Source organism: Lachnoclostridium sp. An169 (genome assembly GCF_002160525.1).
Taxonomy (GTDB): Bacteria; Bacillota; Clostridia; order Lachnospirales; family Lachnospiraceae; genus Mediterraneibacter; species Mediterraneibacter cottocaccae.
In genome coordinates, this window is sequence record NZ_NFKT01000027.1 from 1 (window position 1) to 18,032 (window position 18,032).

Genomic DNA, 18,032 nt, shown 5'->3' on the forward strand with positions numbered 1-18,032 from the left:
GGAGATGTATGCTCTAAGTGACTTCTTAATCATGGTTTTTGTCATGGTTAGTGAAGCAGTCACTTAGAGCATTTTCATTTCAGGAGGTACAGCCATGAGAAACGAGAAAATCACCCCTCTGTATGAGCGTTTGAGCCGTGATGATGAGTTACAGGGCGAGAGCAATTCCATCTCCAATCAGAAAAAGATGTTAGAGGACTATGCCCGCCGGAATGGTCTGCCGAACCCCACCCACTTCACCGATGACGGCGTATCGGGAACCCGTTTTGACCGCCCCGGCTTTCTGGCGATGATGGAGGAAGTCGAGGCCGGACGGGTGGAGGCCATCGTCGTAAAAGATATGAGCCGCCTGGGGCGTGACTATCTGAAAGTCGGTCAGGTCATGGAGATTTTGCGGCAGCGCGGTGTCCGGCTGATCGCCATCAACGACGGTGTGGACAGTCTGAAAGGTGATGATGATTTTACGCCCTTCCGCAACATCATGAACGAGTTTTACGCCCGCGATACCAGCCGGAAAATCCGCTCCGTGTTCAAGTCCAAGGGCATGAGCGGCAAGCACCTGACCGGCACCGTTATTTACGGCTATCTGTGGGACGAAAAACGGGAACACTGGCTTGTGGACGAAGAAGCCGCCGAAGTAGTACGCCGTATCTTTTCCCTGACGATGGAGGGCTACGGCCCCTATCAAATCTCCAAGCTGCTGTCCGAGGCAAAGGTTGAAATCCCCGCTGTCCATCTGGCCCGCTTTCACGAAGGAGTAAACAGGACGAAGCCGGTCAAAGACCCCTATGGCTGGGGATCATCCACCATTGTAAACATCCTGAAAAAGCGGGAATACCTGGGCCACACCATCAATTTCAAGACCCGCAAGCACTTTAAGGACAAGAAAAGCCACTATGTTGACGAAAGCGAGTGGACGATTTTCGAGAATACCCATGAGGCCATCATCGACCAGGAAACCTTTGACAATGTGCAGCGCATCCGGGCAAATGTCAGGCGCTACCCGGATGGCTGGGGCGAGGCCCACCCTCTGACCGGCCTGATGTACTGCGCCGACTGCGGCGGCAAGATGTATGTTCACCGAACCTACAACGGAAAACGCGATCCGCAGTTTACTTGCAGCCAGTACACCAAAGTCCCATGCGGGACGCTCTGCGGCACACAGCACCGCATCCGGGCCGAGGCCGTCCTGACCCTGATAACCGATATGCTCCGGGCCATCGCGGAGTATTCCAAAAATGACCGGGCCGAGTTTATCCGCACCGTCCAGGAAACGCAGGCCGCCCAGCAGACTGCCGACATCTCCAAGAAGCGAAAACGGCTGGCCGCCGCCCAAAAGCGGGCCGGAGAACTGGAAAAGCTGATCTGCAAAATCTATGAGGACAACGCCCTGGGTAAACTGCCGGACGCCCGGTATGAGGCCCTGGACGCACAGTATGCCAAAGAGCAGGACGCACTCAATGCGGAAATCGCGGAACTGGAAAAGGCCGTTACCGGCTATGAGCAGAGCCGGAAATCTGCGGAGAAGTTTATCGCCCTGATTGACAAGTACGAGAATTTCGACACGCTGACAAACACCATGCTCAACGAGTTTGTAGAGAAAATCCTTGTCCATGAACGCGCCCGCAAAGGCAGCCAGGACACCACGCAGGAGGTTGAAATCTACTTCAATTTTGTGGGCCGGTATATCCCGCCTGCCTTGCAGCCGGTTCCCCTGACCCCGGAGGAACAGGAAGAACTGCGGAAGAAGGAGGAACGCAAGGACAGGCTTCACCAGAACTACTTACGCCGCAAGGCAAACGGCAAGCAGAAGGAATGGGAAGAACGCTACAATGCCAAGCGCAAGGCCCAGGTGGAGGCAGCAAAGGCCGCGATCCGGGCCGAGGATATGGAAAAAGGCGTTTTTATCCCCGTCAGCCAGTTACCCAGGCAGGAGCCGCGCAAGGCCACCGTATCGGCCAGTGCCGCAGTTTAACCATCACAGTGCAAAGGAGGACGAACATGAACGAATTAGCTTACACCCGCTGTGGAGATTACTACATCCCCGACCTGAAACTTTCCGAGCAGCCGGAGGCTCCCATCGGCAAGTATGGCCGTATGCGGCAACGCTACCTGAAGGAACACCGGCCCGGTCTTTACAGCAGCTTGATTTTGAGCGAAAAGCTATACCCGCACCTGTTGGAGATTGACCGGGCGGCGCGTGAACGGATGGACGCCATGCTGCCCCGCATGATGGAGGCGGCGGGCGTCACCGAGGAACTGAAAGCCCGTGACCCCATGCGCTGGGTGGGGTTGATGAACACGCTGAAAGCGCAGGTGGAGGAAATGATTTTGAATGAAATCATTAACGAATAACATACAAGGTCTCGGAAAAATCCGGGACCTTGTTATACGGAGGTTATAATTGTTTTTTATTAAATGCCCTGATTGCTGCCGCTAAAAATATCACAGATAAAACCACTGAAATAATAAATGGAATAAGAAACTCCGTCATGGTAATTTCTCCTGAAATCAGGTCAACATTTCGTGAAGTGAGGACAACCGGGTTAAAGGCAGACAACGGTTTTACAACACTTAAAACAGAGAACAGGGCTACAATCCCGCCAGTAAACAGGATGCTTGTAAAAGTCTGCTTGAATAGAACACAACCGAGTATGAGGATGCTAAGATAGAGAAATCCAATCATCCACATAAAAAACGCAGACGGTACGACATTTGAAAGCGAAGCATCCGGCCAAAGGTAATATGTATATCCATAGGCCCCTACAAAACTCACCCAAAAACTAACCGTCATAGATACTGCTGCTACCGTGTACTTTGCCATAATCACAGATGGCCTTGCCAGTCCTTTTGTCACCAGCAGGAGCAATGTACCTTTGGAATACTCACTGGACATACAGCTTCCAAACAGAATGATAAATGCGCTAAATCCAATGCCAGATATGTTTTTAAAGAATTGCTGCCATGCGTCAAGGGCGACAGGTTCCTCGGTGATTTCTAATCCGGCTCCAAATGCAGCTATAATTTCCGGCGTGAATTTTGCCAGGAAAGCACTGGACATTCCGAAAATCGCAAAGATTGCAAACAGGATTAAAAAGCGATAGTTTTTAAGATTTTCTACAAACTCTTTTTTTACAAACGCAATATAGCCTTTCATTTTATCACCTCCAAAAACAGGCTTTCAAGCGACGGCTCCATAAGTTCCACCTTAATCGGCGCAATATCTGCTTCGGCCAAAGTGGAGAAGATGGTATGCTGGGCCTTTTTCATCTCCCGGCTGTGTATTACAATTTCCCGCCCCTTTTCTTCTGATCCGTTCAGAAGTGATTGGCCTGTCATGCATTCTTTGAAATGCTGCAAATCAGCCTCGGTTGAAAATTCAATCAACAGACTGTCATGGCTGTGCAGCGCCTTAATTTCTGATAGTGTTCCGCCAACAGCGATATTACCGTCATTCAAGAGTGCCACATGATCGCAAATGCGCTCAACATCGGATAAAATATGTGTTGAAAATAAAACTGTTGTTGTCCCACGAATTTTGTAAAGAATATCCAAGATTTCTTTTCTTCCTACCGGGTCAAGGGCGCTGGTAGGCTCATCGCAAATCAGCAGTTTAGGATCAGCCAATAACGCCTGTGCAATTCCAAGACGCTGTTTCATACCACGCGAATAACCGCCAACGCGCTTTCCTACACCATCAAGACCGACAAGGGAAAGCAGCTTTTTCCCTTTTTGAGAAATGATTTCTTTGGGAAGGCCAACAATTTCTCCGCACAGTGTAAGATACTGCATGGCAGTCATATAATTATAAAATTCCGGCACATCCGGCAAATATCCAATATACTGATTTGTTTTAGTCTGTCCAAAATTAACTGGCTTATTACACACAAGGATTTCTCCCTGATCGGGCTGCAAAAGCCCCAAGACCATTTTCATTGTTGTTGTTTTTCCTGCGCCGTTTTGCCCAATGAAGCCAAAAACGCTACCCTCTGGAACAGACATATTCAGATCTTTTATAATTTGCTGCTGCCCGAAACTTTTAGATAGATTGCGTATAGAAAGCACATTCATTTTTCCTCACCTCTCCCAAAAACAAAATAGATAATCGGGCCAAACATAAGAATAATCAGAGAGATTACAAGCCACATGGCCCTGTTCCCAAAGCGATAATGCGGATGCCGGAGAATATGCCGGACAGCGGCCACGGCAAGGATCACATCAATCACAAAGATGGGAATAAGAAGTGGAAACATTTCCTGCAACAAAGACATACCAATTTACCTCCTACTGTTATAATTCGTATCTGTATTTGCGGGGCATCGGTATTTTCACCTTATTATTCCCGCACAGGTTATATTACCATAATGGAAATAAAAAAGCAATACCCTCCCTTGACTTTTTGTTTCCACGGTGGTAATATTTTCACAAAAGGAGGTTGAACATGGGCAGCAAGAATTTGAATGAGAAGATTATGGAATGTATTTCAAATCCGGCCAAGAGCCGCCTGCTGATAGAAATAATGCGTCGGGGGGAAGTTACCGCGAAGTATCTGGCTGAAAAATGCTCGGATATTCCTCAAACTACACTTTATCGTAATTTAAAACGAATGACCGATGATGGACTATTGAAAATTGTTAATGAAACACCAATACGCGGAACGGTTGAAAAGACTTACGCATTAACTTTTGACCCGTCTGATCCTCCATCAGTTCTCGGAGAAAATTCCGGCGCCATTTATATGCAGATGTTCTTTCAGTATTTTTTAACCTTCGCCAAGATTTTTCAAGAATATTGCGAAACACCGGGAATTGATATAAAGATGGATCGGTCTGGTCTTAGCCTTTCCCATGTTTATTTGACGGATGAAGAACTGGAAAAAGTAGTATCGGATATTGCTCAAATCTTATATCCGCTGCAAGATAACAAACTAGAGCCGGATCGCAAATTAAGAACCGTTGGATTGATAATCTCCCCGGAGCATAAAGCAGACGAATAGAGAGAAAACGCCCTATGGATACAAGGGCGTTTTCTATTGACTTTATGTTTCCATAATGGTAATATTCTATTATCGGTAACAATGGAGATGTGTCATGAGCAATGAACGCGAAAATGCACTGGACAAAAAATTCCATGCACTATCAAATCAAACCAGACGGGAAATTTTAATGCGGCTAAACCAAAAACCCCACTCTGCGGGAGAGATTGCAGGATATTTTCAGATAACACCTGCCTCGATTTCTTATCATCTTTCCCTGTTGCTAAAGAGTGGCTTAATTTGCTGTCGTCAAGTAGAAAAACGGAGGATATATAGTATCAATCGCGGCTCATTGGATGAAGTGTATTTATGGCTTACAGGTCTGTATCAATCACAAATATAGGGGACAATTCTATGGGCTGGGATATTGATGTTCGAGAAAAAATATATTTGCGCCTTGCAAATGAGATTTTCTTTCGTATTTTACATGGAGAATATGCACAGGGAGAAAAACTCCCCTCTTACGCGGAACTCGCAAAAAAAGCAGGATGTAGCCCAGAAACTGTCAGAAAAGCGATCCGGGAGTTGCAGCAACAAGGAGTAGTTGAAAACTTAAGGGAGGGATATGCTGTTACTTCTGATAGCACCCAAATAACAGCTTATCGTCAACGCTATCTTATATCCATAAAAGAAGAATATCTTATTGCAAAAGCAAAAGTGGAAATTTAAAACAGCATATTGAAGCTATCCTGCCCCGCCAGACGGGGAAAGAAAAAACCGTTGCAGGGCAGGCAGTTTTGTACGCCCATAATGGATTTTCGGGGTACTGCGGCGGTTTTGAGTAACATCAAGGCCGCCGTTCCTTATGCCCAAAGAGTGACGACCCGGTTTCAACGGTGACGGCGGCTTTAGGAGGGAGCCGCCATGAAGCACACTGACCGCCGACAAATTCAGACGATATTTGCACTATCGTCAAAAAAATCCCGGCCACTGAACAGGCCCCGTCTGGCAGCCAGTGCGAAAATTGTCATAATGTAACTGAATACCGCGTTTTTTGCGCTCGAATAGCTTTCTGCTGTCCGGGCGCTTTTTCATACCTATGGGGCCGGAACATCGGGCCAACATGGCCCGAACCTTGCCCCCGGTGCCGTTCCCCGCCGCCCCGTTCAGATTTTCTCACAAAAATCTGAACGGAGGAAAGGCAGATGGAAGTCACCATCCATTACAACGGACAAGCTGTGACCGTGGAGGTCACGCTGGAAGTCTATGAATTTCTTGACCGGGCCGACCACAAGACGGAAAACCTGCTGCACGAACAACGGCGGCATTGGGATGGCCGGGAGTTTGACGAGTACATAGTTGCCACCGAGGGCGTGGGTATCTACGGCGAAACGCCGGAGGAATACCTTTGCCGCATGGAAACGCTGGGCGAGCTGATGGCCGTCCTGGACACCTGCACCGAGGCCCAGCGCCGCCGGTTCCTGCTCTATGCCCTGGACGGACTGACCCTTGCGGAGATCGGGACGGTGTGCGGCTGCTCCAAAGTATCCGTCTATGAGAGCATTGACGCGGTTCGGAAAAAATTTTTGAAATTCTTTGCGAACTACCCTAACGAATGACCCCTTTTCGGGCTACCAAGTGAAAGGGATTGTTTCCCTTATCCCAGCGGGAGGCGGACAGCGGACAAGCTGCCCGCCTCTCCCATTTTCAGGAGGTAAGCCTATGAAAACAATCAATCTGCGGTGGATTTATCCCCACTACCGGCACGATGAATTTGTGGAGGTCAGCGATGAGGTTTGGGAGGTCATGCGACAGGCCCAGCGCGAGATGAACAACTATGAGCGCCGGAAGGTCTACCACCGCGCCTACTACTCTCTGGACGCATATAGCTGGACGGAGAACTATGCGCTGGAACACGGCAGATCGCCGGAGGAAATCCTTTTGGAGCGCGAGGAACGGGCCGCCCATCTGCGGCTGCTGGCCGCCTTGCCGGAGGCTCTGGCCCATGCCACTCCCACCCAAGCCCGCCGCGTCTGGGACTACTACATCGCCGGTATCAACCAGCCCAAAATTGCCCGGAGGGAGGGCGTAGACAGCAGCAAGGTCAGCGTTGCCATCCGGCGGGGCCTGCGGAATATGCGCCGCTGCTATGACGGCCTTTTCCCGGCAGAGTGAGGGCGGGCCTATGCAGACCATCAACCTCAAGCAATATTACCCGTTCTGCACCGAGGACACTTTTGTGGAGGTGTCGGATGAAATCGTTGAGGCGTTCCTGCTGGACAAGCGGGCCGAGGCCGCCAGGGAGAGGAAGATGTACCGCTACAAGGCGTTTTACTCCCTTGACTGCGATGATGGGATTGAGAACGCCGCCATCGGCTGGGCGCAGCCTTCGCCGGAAGATTGCCTGATGGAAAAGGAGGCGCAGGCCGAATATGCCGAACTGCTCCGGCGGCTCTATGAGGCGATTTCCTCTCTGACCCCAGCGCAGGCCCGCCGTGTCCATGCCCGGTATATGCTGGGGATGAAAGTGAAGGACATTGCCGCGATGGAGGGCATTACCCCATCCCAGGCCGGGAAGTCCATCCATGCGGCGCTCCGGCGGCTGCGCCGGTACTTCATACGCCGGAAATGGACAAGCGGCCTATGAAAACCATCAACCTGAAAAAATACTACTACCCGATTTGCAAGAAGGACACTTTTGTGGAAGTGCCGGACGAGGTTGCAGAGGCCATTGTGGAGGAAAGCCGCGCAGAGAACGCAAATGACGCCAAGCAGCACTATCACTGTTATTCTCTGGACGCTTCCCCCGGCATAGAAAACCATTTCCAGGAACAAGTCATCTCCCCGGAAGATATTCTGATGGAGAAAGAAACGGAACGGGAACAGGAGGCCGCCCGCGCCCTGATGATGGAACGGCTCCGTGAGGCCCTTGCCACCCTGACGCCGCGGCAGGCGATCTGCCTTCATGCCCGGTTTTGGGAGGGCAAGCAGTTTAAGGAGATTGCCGAGGCCGAAGGCTTCACGACATCAGCGGCCATTGTCACGGTTCGCAACGCCATTATCAAGTTACAGAAATATTATATCAAGCGCGGCTGGATGAAGCCGCCAAAGGAGAAAGCGATATGCACAAAGACAGCACCACCCAAGCGAAACAGAAAAAAGACGAGCGCGAAGAAGTCCTGAAGGAAATCCGGCAGCTTGAGAACCGCCAGAAGATTTTGGAGAACAAGCAGCGCAACGAGGAACGCAAGGCCCGCACCCGCCGCCTGATTGAGCGCGGGGCCATTTTGGAGGGCATTTTCCCTCTGGCCCCTGACCTTCCCGGCATAGAGGTCAAAGCGTTCCTGATTGCCCTGTCCCATCTTCCGGGGGCGGCGGAACTGTCCGCAAAACTGCCGAAATCCGGGGACAAGCCGTAAGTCCCTTGTTTACAAGGGCGCACTTATACACCGTTGCCGGTGTCGTGCGCCCTGCCGGGGGCTGTTGCGTACTTCGTCCGCGATGGGGAGCTACACTCCCCAAACCCCTTGTGCGCCCCGCGCAGCCAAACACCCGCTTCGCGTCTGTTCGGCTCCACGGAGCCTGAAATATCCCCGCCGAAAGGAGGTGCCACCCATAGATTTTTGTCATATCCCCGTCAGTATCATCAAGCGCAGCGAGGGCCGTTCCGCTGTTGCCGCAGCCGCCTACCGCAGCGGAACCAAACTGACGAATGAATGGGACGGCCAGACCCACGATTACACCCGCAAAGGCGGCGTTGTCCATGCGGAAATCATGCTGCCCGCCCACGCCCCGCCAGAGTTTGCAGACCGCTACACCCTCTGGAACAGTGTGGAGCAGATCGAGAAAGCCAGGGACAGCCAGCTTGCCCGCGAGATCGAGGCGGCTTTGCCCCGCGAATTGTCCAGGGAACAGCAGCTTGCCCTTGTCCGGGCCTATGTGAAGGACAACTTTGTGGACAAGGGGATGTGCGCCGACTTCGCCATCCACGACAAGGGAACCGGCAACCCCCATGTCCATATCATGCTGACCGTCCGGCCCCTGAAAGAAAATGGCGCATGGGGCGCGAAGTGCCGCAAGGCATATGACCTGGACGAGAACGGCCAGCGCATCCCGGACGGGAAAGGCGGCTGGAAGAACCACCGGGAGGACACCACCGACTGGAACGACAAAGGGAATGTGGAGATTTGGCGGGCAGCATGGGCGGCCTATACCAACCGGGCATTGGAGGCCGCCGGTCAGCCTGCCCTGGTAGACCACCGCAGCTACAAGCGACAGGGAATTGATAAAATCCCCTCTGTCCACCTGGGGCCAGCGGCCAGCCAGATGGAGAAGCGCGGCATCCGCACCGACAAAGGGGAAGTCAACCGGCAGATCGCCGCCGACAACAAGCTGCTCAAGGAAATCAAGGCCCGCATTACCCGCCTCTACAACTGGTCTAAGGCTGAGGCCGAGAAGCCGGAGGGCCAGCAGCCCAGCATGATTGACTTGTGGGAGGCCCAGCAGCAGCTCAAGCGGCCTGACACCCGCACCGGCAAAATCCGGGCTTTGCAGGAGAGCGCCGCCCTGTTCAGCTTTTTGCAGGCAAACGGCATCCAGTCCATGCAGCAGCTCCATGAAAAAATCGCAGATATGAACACCCGCTACTATGACCTGCGGCGAGGGATCGTCAAGGCCGAGCGCCGGATCGCTGTCCTCACTGAGCGCGGGGAGATGTGGGCGCAGTACAACGAGTACAAGGCTGTCCATAAGCAGCTTGCCAGGGTAAAGCCGGAGAAGCGGGAACTGTTCGAGCAGCGCCACAGCCGGGAACTGATCCTCTATGACGCGGCGGCCCGGTATCTGAAAGAACTGAAAGCCAGCGGCGAGGAACTTTCCCCGAAGGAATGGCAGCGCGAGATCGACCTGCTGACTGCCCAGAAGCAGGTGGACAGCATGGACATGAAGGCCATGCGGGAGGAACTGAAAGCCGTGGAACGGCTCCGCAAGGCCGCCGACCAACTGGCCCGGCAGGAACGGGACAAGCCCCGCGACCGAGGGCCAGAGCGGTAAAGGGTACGGCGTTTTGGCGACCCCTTTCAGGTGCGTCGCGTTTCACAACACCCCTTTGCACAGAACTGTCAACATTCACTCATGGAAGGAGATTGCCTTATGAAGCAGATTATTTTACCCGTCACTGTCCACCTGAATATCCGCCTGCCCCTTGCCCTCTTGCAGCCGGAACCGGCAGACGCGCCCACCGGCCCGGAGCCGGAGGCCCATGCCTGCCACAGCTGCGGCAACTGCGGCGGGTGCGGGAAGTGCCAGCATGAAGAAAAGCAAGCCTGAACCCATCCCCGTCATGGACTACCGCCAGTACCGCAGAGCGCGGCGGCTGGTACATGAGTGCTGCAACTATGACGGCGGCAACTGTATCGCGCTGGATGATGGGGAGGAATGTGTCTGCGTCCAGTCCATTTCCTACTCCCTACTGTGCCGGTGGTTCCGGGCGGCGGTGCTGCCGCTGGACAGGGAACTGGAAACGGCCCTGTTCCACCGCCTGGACGCCAAGCGGTGCGCCGTCTGCGGGGCGCTGTTCACCCCCGGCTCCAACCGGGCCAAATACTGCCCGGAATGTGCGCCGAAAGTCCACCGGCGTCAAAAGGCTGAGTGCGAGCGCCGGAGAAGGGTACAGCGTGGACAATTAGAGGGCAAAAACCCCTTGTAAATCAAGGCTTTTTCCGAGGGTGTCGGCGGGGGCCTGATAGATTTATCCTCTGGCCCCCAAAACGGCCCTCTAAATGCGTACAGAAGCCCAAAACGAACCCCAAGGAGGAACCCATGTCAGACAATCGAAAATATTACTACCTGAAACTCAAAGAGAACTATTTTGACGATGACTCCATCGTGCTGCTGGAAAGTATGCAGGACGGTGTGCTGTACTCCAACATCCTGCTCAAGCTGTATCTGAAATCCCTGAAACACGGCGGGCGGCTCCAGCTTGACGAGAATATCCCCTACACGGCGCAGATGATCGCCACCATCACCCGCCAGCAGATCGGCACTGTGGAGAGGGCCTTGCAAATCTTCCTGAAGCTGGGTCTTGTGGAAGTGCTGGACAGCGGCACTTTTTACATGAGCAATATCGAGCTGCTGATCGGCCAGTCCTCCACCGAGGCCGAGCGAAAGCGGGCGGCGAGGCTTCAAAACAAGGCTCTTTCTGCGCCTCGGACAAACGGCGGACATTTGTCCGACATTCGTCCACCAGAGATAGAGATAGAGTTAGAGAAAGAGATAGAGATAAAGAGAGAGATAGAGAAGGGACGCCCCGAAACGGGGCGCACCGCCCGCGCCTATGGCCGTTACCAGAATGTTTTCCTGACGGACGAAGAACTGGCAGACCTACAGGCCAGCTTTCCCACGGTATGGGGCCAGTACATCGAAAAGCTGTCCGAGTACATGGCTTCTACCGGCAAGCGGTATCAGAGCCATGCCGCCACCATCCGGCGCTGGGCCAGCGAGGACGCCAGGAAAGCGTCCCCGCCCTCTCGAAACCGGGATTACAGCGTAAAGGAGGATGAAACCGTATGATTGAGATTACCGCAGAAATCCGGGCGCTGATCGACAAGGCAGCCGCCGGTGTGGAGCTGGCCGGGGACGAGTACATAGACCCGGCAGACGGTCTCATTCACTGTAAGAAGTGCGGCGGCCAGAGGCAGACTGTTGTGCCATGTTTTGGAAAACCGGGCTACTTCATGCCCCGCTGTATCTGCCAGTGCCAGCGGGAGGCCGAGGAACAGCGCAAGGCCGCCGAGGAACGGCAGCGCCGCATGGAGCGTATCAAGCGCCGGAAGGCTCAGGGTCTGCAAGACCGCTATCTGTACGACTACACCTTCGCCAACGACAACGGCCAAAATCCCCTAATGGACAAGGCCCGCGCCTATGTGGAGAACTGGAAAGAGGCTTACAAGAACAACACCGGCCTGCTGCTGTTTGGGGATGTGGGAACCGGCAAGTCCTTTTTCGCCGGTTGTATCGCCAACGCCCTGCTTGACCGGGATGTGCCGGTGCTGATGACGAACTTTCCCACCATCCTGAACCGCCTGACAGGGATGTTTTCCGAGGACAGGGCCGACTTTATCGCCAGCTTTGACGAGTACGAGCTGCTTATCATTGACGATTTGGGTGTGGAACGCAGCACCGAGTATGCGATGGAGCAGATGTTTTTCGTCATTGACAGCCGCTACCGCAGCCGCAGGCCCATGATCATCACCACCAACCTGAAGCTGGCCGAACTCAAAAACCCGCCTGACCTGGCCCACGCTCGTATCTATGACCGTATTCTGGAACGGTGCGCCCCGATCCTCTTTGCCGGGAAAAACTTCCGGGAGGAAAACGCCGGGGCCACCAAGCAGGCGGCGAAAGACATTGTAAACCGTAAGCATGAGTAATTTTGTGCCGGACGGCACAGCCCCGCCCGGAGAAAGGAGCGCCATGAGCGAAGAAACCCGTACCATGCAGACCGCAGACACCACCACTACCAGAGCGCCGGAGGACGCCCCCGCGCTGGTAAAGAAAATCGGCAAGACCACCTACAAGGTGCGCGTCCATTTCAGCCAGACCAGCACTGAAACCATGAGCGACAAAATCAAGCGTATGCTCAAAAACGAGATACAGCAGATGTGACCGGCTGATAAAGCCAGCCGCCTTGTGTTAAACTGATGATGGTACACACCAAAACTTTAGCCAAGGAGGACATGAAAATGCTGTACGAAGAAACGGAAAAGAAAGAGATTGAGAGGGTTTACGCGGTGTTTGCCGACTACATCCGGGAAAGCCCGTATCTGGAATGGTTCTGGTCTGACAAGCTGGGCTATCTGCTTCTGAAAATCGGCGCGGAGAAGCGGTATATTGCGGAGAATGTAATCATCTATACCGCCGAGCAGCTTGCCCGGATACTGTTTTCCGAAGTGTCGATGGATGTGTTGCAGATGACCGGCAACGACCACACTGAACAGACCGCCGACCCTCTGGAATTGGCCGAGATAAAGCGGCGCTGGCAACCCTTTCTTGAGCGGTTGCCGGAATACCAGACAGTTTGCGAAAAAATCCTTGCCGGGGAAAAGTAACCCCACCCGCCTGAGTGTCAGGAGCATGAAAGTGCTTCTGGCACTTTTTTGTAGCTTTTTTGTGAATTTGATTAAAAAGTCCTTGACAACTCGTTTCGGGCAAAACGGCAAAGTCAATCCTTATTTCTTGCGGTGCGCGGCTTGCCCCTTTTGATATAGAGGAACTCCGGGAACTCATGTCCTATGATGAATTGGAACTTGACACATTGGGCGACCGGAAAACCGCGCTTTTCCTCATAATGAGCGATACCGACGACACTTTTAATTTTGTTATCGCTATTTTGCAATCACAGCTTTTCAACTTGCTTTGTGATAAAGCAGACGACGAATACAACGGCAAATTGCCTGTTCACGTCCGCTTTTTGCTTGACGAGTTTGCGAACATCGGACAGATACCCCGCTTCGATAAATTGATTGCTACAATCCGCAGTAGGGAAATGTCCGCTTCTATCATTCTGCAATCGCAGAGCCAGCTAAAAGCCATTTACAGGGACGCGGCAGAAATCATACTTGATAATGCCGACAGCACCTTGTTTTTGGGAGGACGTGGGAAAAATGCAAAAGAGATTTCGGATAACTTGGGACGGGAAACAATCGACAGTTTCAACACTTCCGAAAATCGCGGCACGCAGGTTTCTCATGGACTGAATTATCAAAAATTAGGAAAGGAGCTGATGACACAGGACGAAATAGCAGTTATGGACGGTGGGAAATGTATTTTGCAGCTACGCGGTGTGCGTCCCTTTTTAAGCGACAAATACGACATCACGAAACACCCGAACTACAAATACCTTTCCGACTTCGACAAAAGAAACGCTTTTGACGTGGAACGGTATATGTCTACCCGTCCGGCAATCGTAAAGCCCGATGAAGCCTTTGACATATACGAAATAGATTTGTCCGACGAGGACGCAGCCGCCGAAGAATAACGGCGGCATTTTTCATTTTCCATAACATTTTTTGAGCCGCACAACGGCAGAAAGCGAGGTTTATATGGATTTCTTTAACAGCGCAGTTGGTGTATTGCAGACTTTGGTTATCGCGCTTGGCGCAGGTCTTGGCATTTGGGGTGCCATTAACTTAATGGAGGGTTACGGCAACGACAATCCCGGAGCCAATGCTCATGTACGGTAAAGTATCACAAGAAAATTATGTCGAATTGACAGCCGCCTCCGCTATACCGAATAAGGAAATAAAGAGTCCTCAAATTTTGCGCTACTAAATGAAGACGAGCGGAAGTAATCTCCCGCTCGTCAGTAAACTTAACTATGCCATATCAATCCCGCTTCTTTCCCGCCACCGGCACTAAGAACAGCGCGGGCAACAGCAGGAAAGCGGTACAGACCAGCCCCCAGGGTATGGACACCTGCTGGGCTACCAGCCCCACAATAGGCCCGCCGATGATCTGCCCGAAAGAGTCCAGCTGTCCGCTGGTGGAAAAGACTGTGGCGCGCATTTTCTCATCCACATGGTCGTTCATCCAGGCGGCCAGCACAGGCTCCTTGATGGTGCGCATAAGCCCCGCCAGCAGGAACACCAACAACATGAACCAAAAGCTCCGCCCCACCGCGAAGAGAACCAGGCACAGGATATACCCGGCGCTGGTGGACATGACCACACTGGTTCGGCTGACAGTCCCTTTTTTCTCCATGCGGGCGATGAGCAACTGAGAAGCCAGAATACCTAAGCCGTTGCCGATAAGACTGATAACACCGAACCAAGTGACGCTGTTCAGCGGCCCGATAACGGGTATTACCGTGTCATCCAGAAAATGAGCGGTGGAGAGCCGGTCAAAGCCTTCACTGGCAAGTCCCCCGCATAGTGTGATTGCTAAGAGCGCCAGCAACACAGGTGCGCCTTTCACAAAGCCCAGGTTGAGCTTGAACAGGCAGACAAAGTCTTTAAGCAAGCCCTGCCGTTCCTCAATAGCAGGGGAGAAGTTGGTTTCTGGCATGATGCGAACCATCACCAGCCCCAACAACAAGCACAAACTGCCCCCCAAGATGACAGGCATTTGCAGGTTTATGTTTCCCAGCAGTGTGCCCAGCACCACGCCCAGAACGCCGCCGATTTGCCCCATTTGACTGCCCCGCAGGAACACCTTGTCTATGGGTTTGTCCTCTTCCTCCGAGGCAATCCACGCCTCCAGAGCGCCGGTGATGAAGGTATCACCGCAACCCCAGACAACCTGGGCCAGCAGAACCGGCGCGAACCACGGTAGCGCACCCTCCATCAGAAAGCCCAGGCCGTAGAGGAACATTCCAATCAGCACCGAGCGCCGACGGCTATACAAATCCGCCACCACACCGGTGGGTATCTCGAACAGAAAGCAGGAGGTCTCCAGAACCGTCCCTACCAGGACAAGCTGGAAAGCATCCAGCTGCACCACCTCCAGGTGGTACACGATGGAAAGCACTGTGGACATAGAAACCGCCAGGGAACAGACAAATCGGAACAGCAGGTAGACAGAATATGCCTTTGAATTTTTAGCAAACATGAAGTTACATTCTCCTAGTATAATAATGGTGTAGTCAAGAACGACTACTGGTTAATAGTTACAAAGTCCAATCTAATAAATCTATATAGATATAACGGAAGGAGGAGTTCCCCCTCCATCAGAAGTTATAGGACATATTTACCGTGTCTGAGGTTTCCTTAATGCACCAGACAAAATATAGAGGTATAATCACTGAAGGCAGGATCATTGACGTTTCCTCCTTGGGAGCCGGCCTTCTGGGATATTTCGCAATAGCCAGCAATGAACGCTTGCATTGCGCAAGACGTTACATTATCTTCTGAAACATATGCCGGATCTTGTCTAAACGGCTGTTCGGGCGGCGTGGCTGAAATACAGGCTCGCCGGAAGTTTCCTGATACCCTTTTAATTCTGTAATGCAGACACTTCTTCCATTTGTATAAAAATTCAGATCATTCCTATATTCACCGATACAACGGGCAGGGATTTCACCCTTAAAAATAACTTCATCTTTTTCAAGTCTGGTTGATTCAATGATTGCGCAATACTTTGGTGCATCATTATAAGCCCGTGAAAGATATTCCTGCGGTGCAAAAAGGGTAAAGGAAAGGTATGGTTCCAACAGTTGTGTCCCTGCTTTTTTCAATGCCTGCTCCAACACGACAGGCGCAAGAAAACGAAAATCAGCGGGGGTGCTGACCGGGCTGTAATAAACTCCATAATCAAAACAAATTTGGCAGTCTGTCACTCCCCAGCCATATAAGCCCTGCTCCATTCCATAACGCACACCCTCCATGACGGCATTTTGAAAACTTTGGTTTAAATAGCCGAGAGATACCTCGCTTTTATATTGTGTTCCGCTTCCAACAGGAAGCGGTGTTACAGTCAAACCAATAGATGCCCAAAACGGATTCGGCGGCACTTCAATATGAATCGTGCAGCTCGCTTTTTTTTGCGGTCTTTCCAGATAAATAACCGAAGGCTCTTTCATAGCCACGCCCACATGATATTTTTCTTCTAATAGCGAACAAATAACTTCTAACTGTACTTTTCCCAAAAAAGATAACATAATCTCATGGGTAACAGTATCAATGTCAAAATGCAAAAGAGGGTCTGTATCAGCAATCTCTGCGAGGGCATTTAACAGGGCTTCCCTTTGCTCCGGCTTTTGCGGCTCTACCGTTGTCCGAAGTAATGGCATGGGATTATCAATCCGTGTTTTGTGAGGCAGGAGTTTTTCATTTCCCAGGATATCGTTCAGTTTCAAAGTATCATCAGCTAAAATAACAATTTCTCCCGGACAGGCATGGTCAGCCGGGACGATTTCACCATTTGACGGAATACACATTTCTGTAATCTTTATTTTTTCCTTTTTTGACAGCAGCAGGGTATCCCGTAAATGGAGCGTCCCATGATACAGGCGTAAATAAGAAAGCCGTTTTTTCCGCTCTGTATACTCAACCTTAAAAACATATCCACATAATTCAGACTGAATATCGTCCGTTTCTGTAATGAAAGTTTCTATAATCGCTTCAATCAGTTTTTCTGTTCCTAAATTGTCTTTTGCACTCCCATGATAAACAGGAAACAAAGAGCAGCATCTGGTTCTTTTGCACTTTTCATATTGTAATTCCTGTATATCCAAAGAATCCTCTGCAACATATCGTTCTAATAGTTCATCGCTTCCGGAAATAATCATATCCCATTTGTCTAAATCAGAAATATCGGTCATGGTTATCTTTGGCGACAGGGAAACCTCCTGCATGACAATCATATCACTGGTAAGTTTATCTTTAATGCTTTGGTAAACACACTGCAGGTCGATCCCATTTTGGTCTATCTTATTTATAAAGATAATTGTCGGAATGTCCATTTTCTGAAGCGCATGGAATAATATACGGGTTTGTGCCTGTACGCCGTCTTTTGCTGAAATGACTAAAACAGCTCCGTCAAGGACAGATAAAGAGCGGTATGCTTCGGTTAAAAAATCCATATGACCGGGAGTGTCCACGATATTGATTTTATAATCATTCCAATAAAAAGAAGTAACCGCTGTCTGAATGGTAATTCCCCGTTGCCGTTCCAAAATCATAGTGTCTGTTCTTGTGGTCCCTTTATCCACGTTTCCCTGTTCCGCAATCGCTCCACTGGTGTATAGCAGACTTTCTGTCAATGTAGTTTTTCCTGCGTCTACATGGGCCAGAATGCCGATATTGATTATTTTCATGTGATTGTCCTCCCTTTACAGCCCCAAAGGGCATAAAAATCCCCAGCAGTAAAATACTTTTACCACTGGGGATTCTAATTTGCGGACATACACATATACAGCATACACCTATTTGTGATTGCTGTTTTTTGAATATGTCAAAATTGATAAGGCAAAAGTATTCTTAAATTGGGTACAAAAAACCAAGCCCCCACAAAAGGAGCTATCATAATTCTTTGTTCCCACTATTTGATTATAGTTTTATTT

General features: G+C 51.2%; 22 protein-coding genes and 2 pseudogenes. 19 read left to right on the plus strand and 5 right to left on the minus strand.

Going from position 1 to position 18,032, the window contains the following annotated elements:
* Positions 1 to 94 precede the first annotated feature (94 nt).
* Together B5F07_RS16370 and B5F07_RS16375 are read left to right on the plus strand one after the other, a co-directional pair.
* Positions 95 to 1,975 (plus strand): recombinase family protein, encoded by a 1,881-nt coding sequence (locus tag B5F07_RS16370; RefSeq protein WP_087162331.1) that lies wholly within the window; start codon positions 95 to 97, stop codon positions 1,973 to 1,975.
* A 26-nt stretch (positions 1,976 to 2,001) separates the two neighbouring features.
* Positions 2,002 to 2,355, plus strand: coding sequence for a TnpV protein (locus B5F07_RS16375; protein ID WP_087162332.1), 354 nt, complete (start codon positions 2,002 to 2,004; stop codon positions 2,353 to 2,355).
* Positions 2,356 to 2,398: 43 nt separating this feature from the next.
* Here B5F07_RS16375 and B5F07_RS16380 read toward each other — a convergent pair whose 3' ends face one another.
* From B5F07_RS16380 to B5F07_RS16390, 3 genes are read right to left on the minus strand one after another with little or no spacing between them, the layout of a single operon-like run.
* Positions 2,399 to 3,157, minus strand: a complete 759-nt coding sequence (locus tag B5F07_RS16380; protein ID WP_072849230.1) for an ABC transporter permease — start codon at positions 3,155 to 3,157, stop codon at positions 2,399 to 2,401.
* On the minus strand, positions 3,154 to 4,071 hold the full coding sequence (locus B5F07_RS16385; protein ID WP_087162333.1) for an ABC transporter ATP-binding protein: 918 nt from the start codon (positions 4,069 to 4,071) through the stop codon (positions 3,154 to 3,156). The genes B5F07_RS16380 and B5F07_RS16385 overlap by 4 nt, the downstream gene beginning before the upstream one ends.
* Complete coding sequence (locus tag B5F07_RS16390; protein ID WP_087162334.1) at positions 4,068 to 4,271, minus strand: PLD nuclease N-terminal domain-containing protein; 204 nt, start codon at positions 4,269 to 4,271, stop codon at positions 4,068 to 4,070. Before B5F07_RS16390 ends, B5F07_RS16385 begins: the two co-directional genes overlap by 4 nt.
* A 170-nt stretch (positions 4,272 to 4,441) precedes the next feature.
* Between B5F07_RS16390 and B5F07_RS16395 the strand changes: the two genes are divergently transcribed.
* From B5F07_RS16395 to B5F07_RS16470, 17 genes and pseudogenes are all read left to right on the plus strand, one after another.
* Positions 4,442 to 4,996 (plus strand): helix-turn-helix domain-containing protein, encoded by a 555-nt coding sequence (locus B5F07_RS16395; RefSeq protein ID WP_242964599.1) that lies wholly within the window; start codon positions 4,442 to 4,444, stop codon positions 4,994 to 4,996.
* A gap of 94 nt (positions 4,997 to 5,090) precedes the next feature.
* Positions 5,091 to 5,378 carry a metalloregulator ArsR/SmtB family transcription factor gene (locus tag B5F07_RS16400; protein ID WP_087162335.1) on the plus strand — a complete coding sequence of 96 codons (288 nt, stop codon included), beginning with the start codon at positions 5,091 to 5,093 and terminating at the stop codon, positions 5,376 to 5,378.
* Between the two features lie 11 nt (positions 5,379 to 5,389).
* Positions 5,390 to 5,704 (plus strand): GntR family transcriptional regulator, encoded by a 315-nt coding sequence (locus B5F07_RS16405; protein ID WP_162613156.1) that lies wholly within the window; start codon positions 5,390 to 5,392, stop codon positions 5,702 to 5,704.
* Positions 5,705 to 6,180: 476 nt separating this feature from the next.
* Positions 6,181 to 6,594 (plus strand): RNA polymerase sigma factor, encoded by a 414-nt coding sequence (locus B5F07_RS16410; protein ID WP_087162337.1) that lies wholly within the window; start codon positions 6,181 to 6,183, stop codon positions 6,592 to 6,594.
* A 103-nt stretch (positions 6,595 to 6,697) separates the two neighbouring features.
* Positions 6,698 to 7,150 carry an RNA polymerase subunit sigma-24 gene (locus tag B5F07_RS16415; RefSeq protein ID WP_087162338.1) on the plus strand — a complete coding sequence of 151 codons (453 nt, stop codon included), beginning with the start codon at positions 6,698 to 6,700 and terminating at the stop codon, positions 7,148 to 7,150.
* Positions 7,151 to 7,160: 10 nt separating this feature from the next.
* On the plus strand, positions 7,161 to 7,622 hold the full coding sequence (locus B5F07_RS16420; protein ID WP_087162339.1) for an RNA polymerase sigma factor: 462 nt from the start codon (positions 7,161 to 7,163) through the stop codon (positions 7,620 to 7,622).
* Positions 7,619 to 8,158: an RNA polymerase sigma factor gene (locus B5F07_RS16425; protein WP_087162340.1), complete on the plus strand. Its 540-nt coding sequence runs from the start codon at positions 7,619 to 7,621 to the stop codon at positions 8,156 to 8,158. The genes B5F07_RS16420 and B5F07_RS16425 overlap by 4 nt, the downstream gene beginning before the upstream one ends.
* A complete protein-coding gene (locus B5F07_RS16430) occupies positions 8,098 to 8,394 on the plus strand; it encodes a DUF3847 domain-containing protein (RefSeq protein WP_087162341.1) in 297 nt (98 codons plus the stop codon). The genes B5F07_RS16425 and B5F07_RS16430 overlap by 61 nt, the downstream gene beginning before the upstream one ends.
* A 187-nt stretch (positions 8,395 to 8,581) precedes the next feature.
* Positions 8,582 to 10,027, plus strand: coding sequence for a MobQ family relaxase (gene mobQ, locus B5F07_RS16435; protein WP_087162342.1), 1,446 nt, complete (start codon positions 8,582 to 8,584; stop codon positions 10,025 to 10,027).
* 99 nt (positions 10,028 to 10,126) lie between these two features.
* Positions 10,127 to 10,303 (plus strand): hypothetical protein, encoded by a 177-nt coding sequence (locus B5F07_RS22865; protein WP_204248861.1) that lies wholly within the window; start codon positions 10,127 to 10,129, stop codon positions 10,301 to 10,303.
* Positions 10,284 to 10,682 (plus strand): cysteine-rich VLP domain-containing protein, encoded by a 399-nt coding sequence (locus B5F07_RS16440; protein WP_050006189.1) that lies wholly within the window; start codon positions 10,284 to 10,286, stop codon positions 10,680 to 10,682. Before B5F07_RS22865 ends, B5F07_RS16440 begins: the two co-directional genes overlap by 20 nt.
* Positions 10,683 to 10,795: 113 nt before the next feature.
* Positions 10,796 to 11,545, plus strand: a complete 750-nt coding sequence (locus tag B5F07_RS16445; RefSeq protein WP_087162343.1) for a phage replisome organizer N-terminal domain-containing protein — start codon at positions 10,796 to 10,798, stop codon at positions 11,543 to 11,545.
* Positions 11,542 to 12,405, plus strand: coding sequence for an ATP-binding protein (locus B5F07_RS16450; protein WP_087162344.1), 864 nt, complete (start codon positions 11,542 to 11,544; stop codon positions 12,403 to 12,405). Before B5F07_RS16445 ends, B5F07_RS16450 begins: the two co-directional genes overlap by 4 nt.
* Before the next feature lie 64 nt (positions 12,406 to 12,469).
* A complete protein-coding gene (locus tag B5F07_RS16455; RefSeq protein WP_430472372.1) occupies positions 12,470 to 12,640 on the plus strand; it encodes a transposon-encoded TnpW family protein in 171 nt (56 codons plus the stop codon).
* Positions 12,641 to 12,717: 77 nt separating this feature from the next.
* The gene (locus B5F07_RS16460; RefSeq protein WP_087162345.1) at positions 12,718 to 13,083 is read left to right on the plus strand and encodes a hypothetical protein; all 366 of its coding nucleotides are present in this window, start codon (positions 12,718 to 12,720) and stop codon (positions 13,081 to 13,083) included.
* Positions 13,084 to 13,172: 89 nt separating this feature from the next.
* Positions 13,173 to 14,012 (plus strand): annotated as a pseudogene (locus B5F07_RS16465) (VirD4-like conjugal transfer protein, CD1115 family); the annotation flags it as partial.
* A 64-nt stretch (positions 14,013 to 14,076) separates the two neighbouring features.
* Positions 14,077 to 14,205 (plus strand): annotated as a pseudogene (locus B5F07_RS16470) (Maff2 family mobile element protein); the annotation flags it as partial.
* 154 nt (positions 14,206 to 14,359) lie between these two features.
* On the opposite strand, the gene tet(40) reads toward B5F07_RS16470, so the two are convergent.
* Together tet(40) and tet(32) are read right to left on the minus strand one after the other, a co-directional pair.
* On the minus strand, positions 14,360 to 15,580 hold the full coding sequence (gene tet(40) / locus B5F07_RS16475) for a tetracycline efflux MFS transporter Tet(40) (RefSeq protein ID WP_024407615.1): 1,221 nt from the start codon (positions 15,578 to 15,580) through the stop codon (positions 14,360 to 14,362).
* 286 nt (positions 15,581 to 15,866) lie between these two features.
* Complete coding sequence (gene tet(32), locus B5F07_RS16480; protein ID WP_003505402.1) at positions 15,867 to 17,786, minus strand: tetracycline resistance ribosomal protection protein Tet(32); 1,920 nt, start codon at positions 17,784 to 17,786, stop codon at positions 15,867 to 15,869.
* Positions 17,787 to 18,032 lie beyond the last annotated feature (246 nt).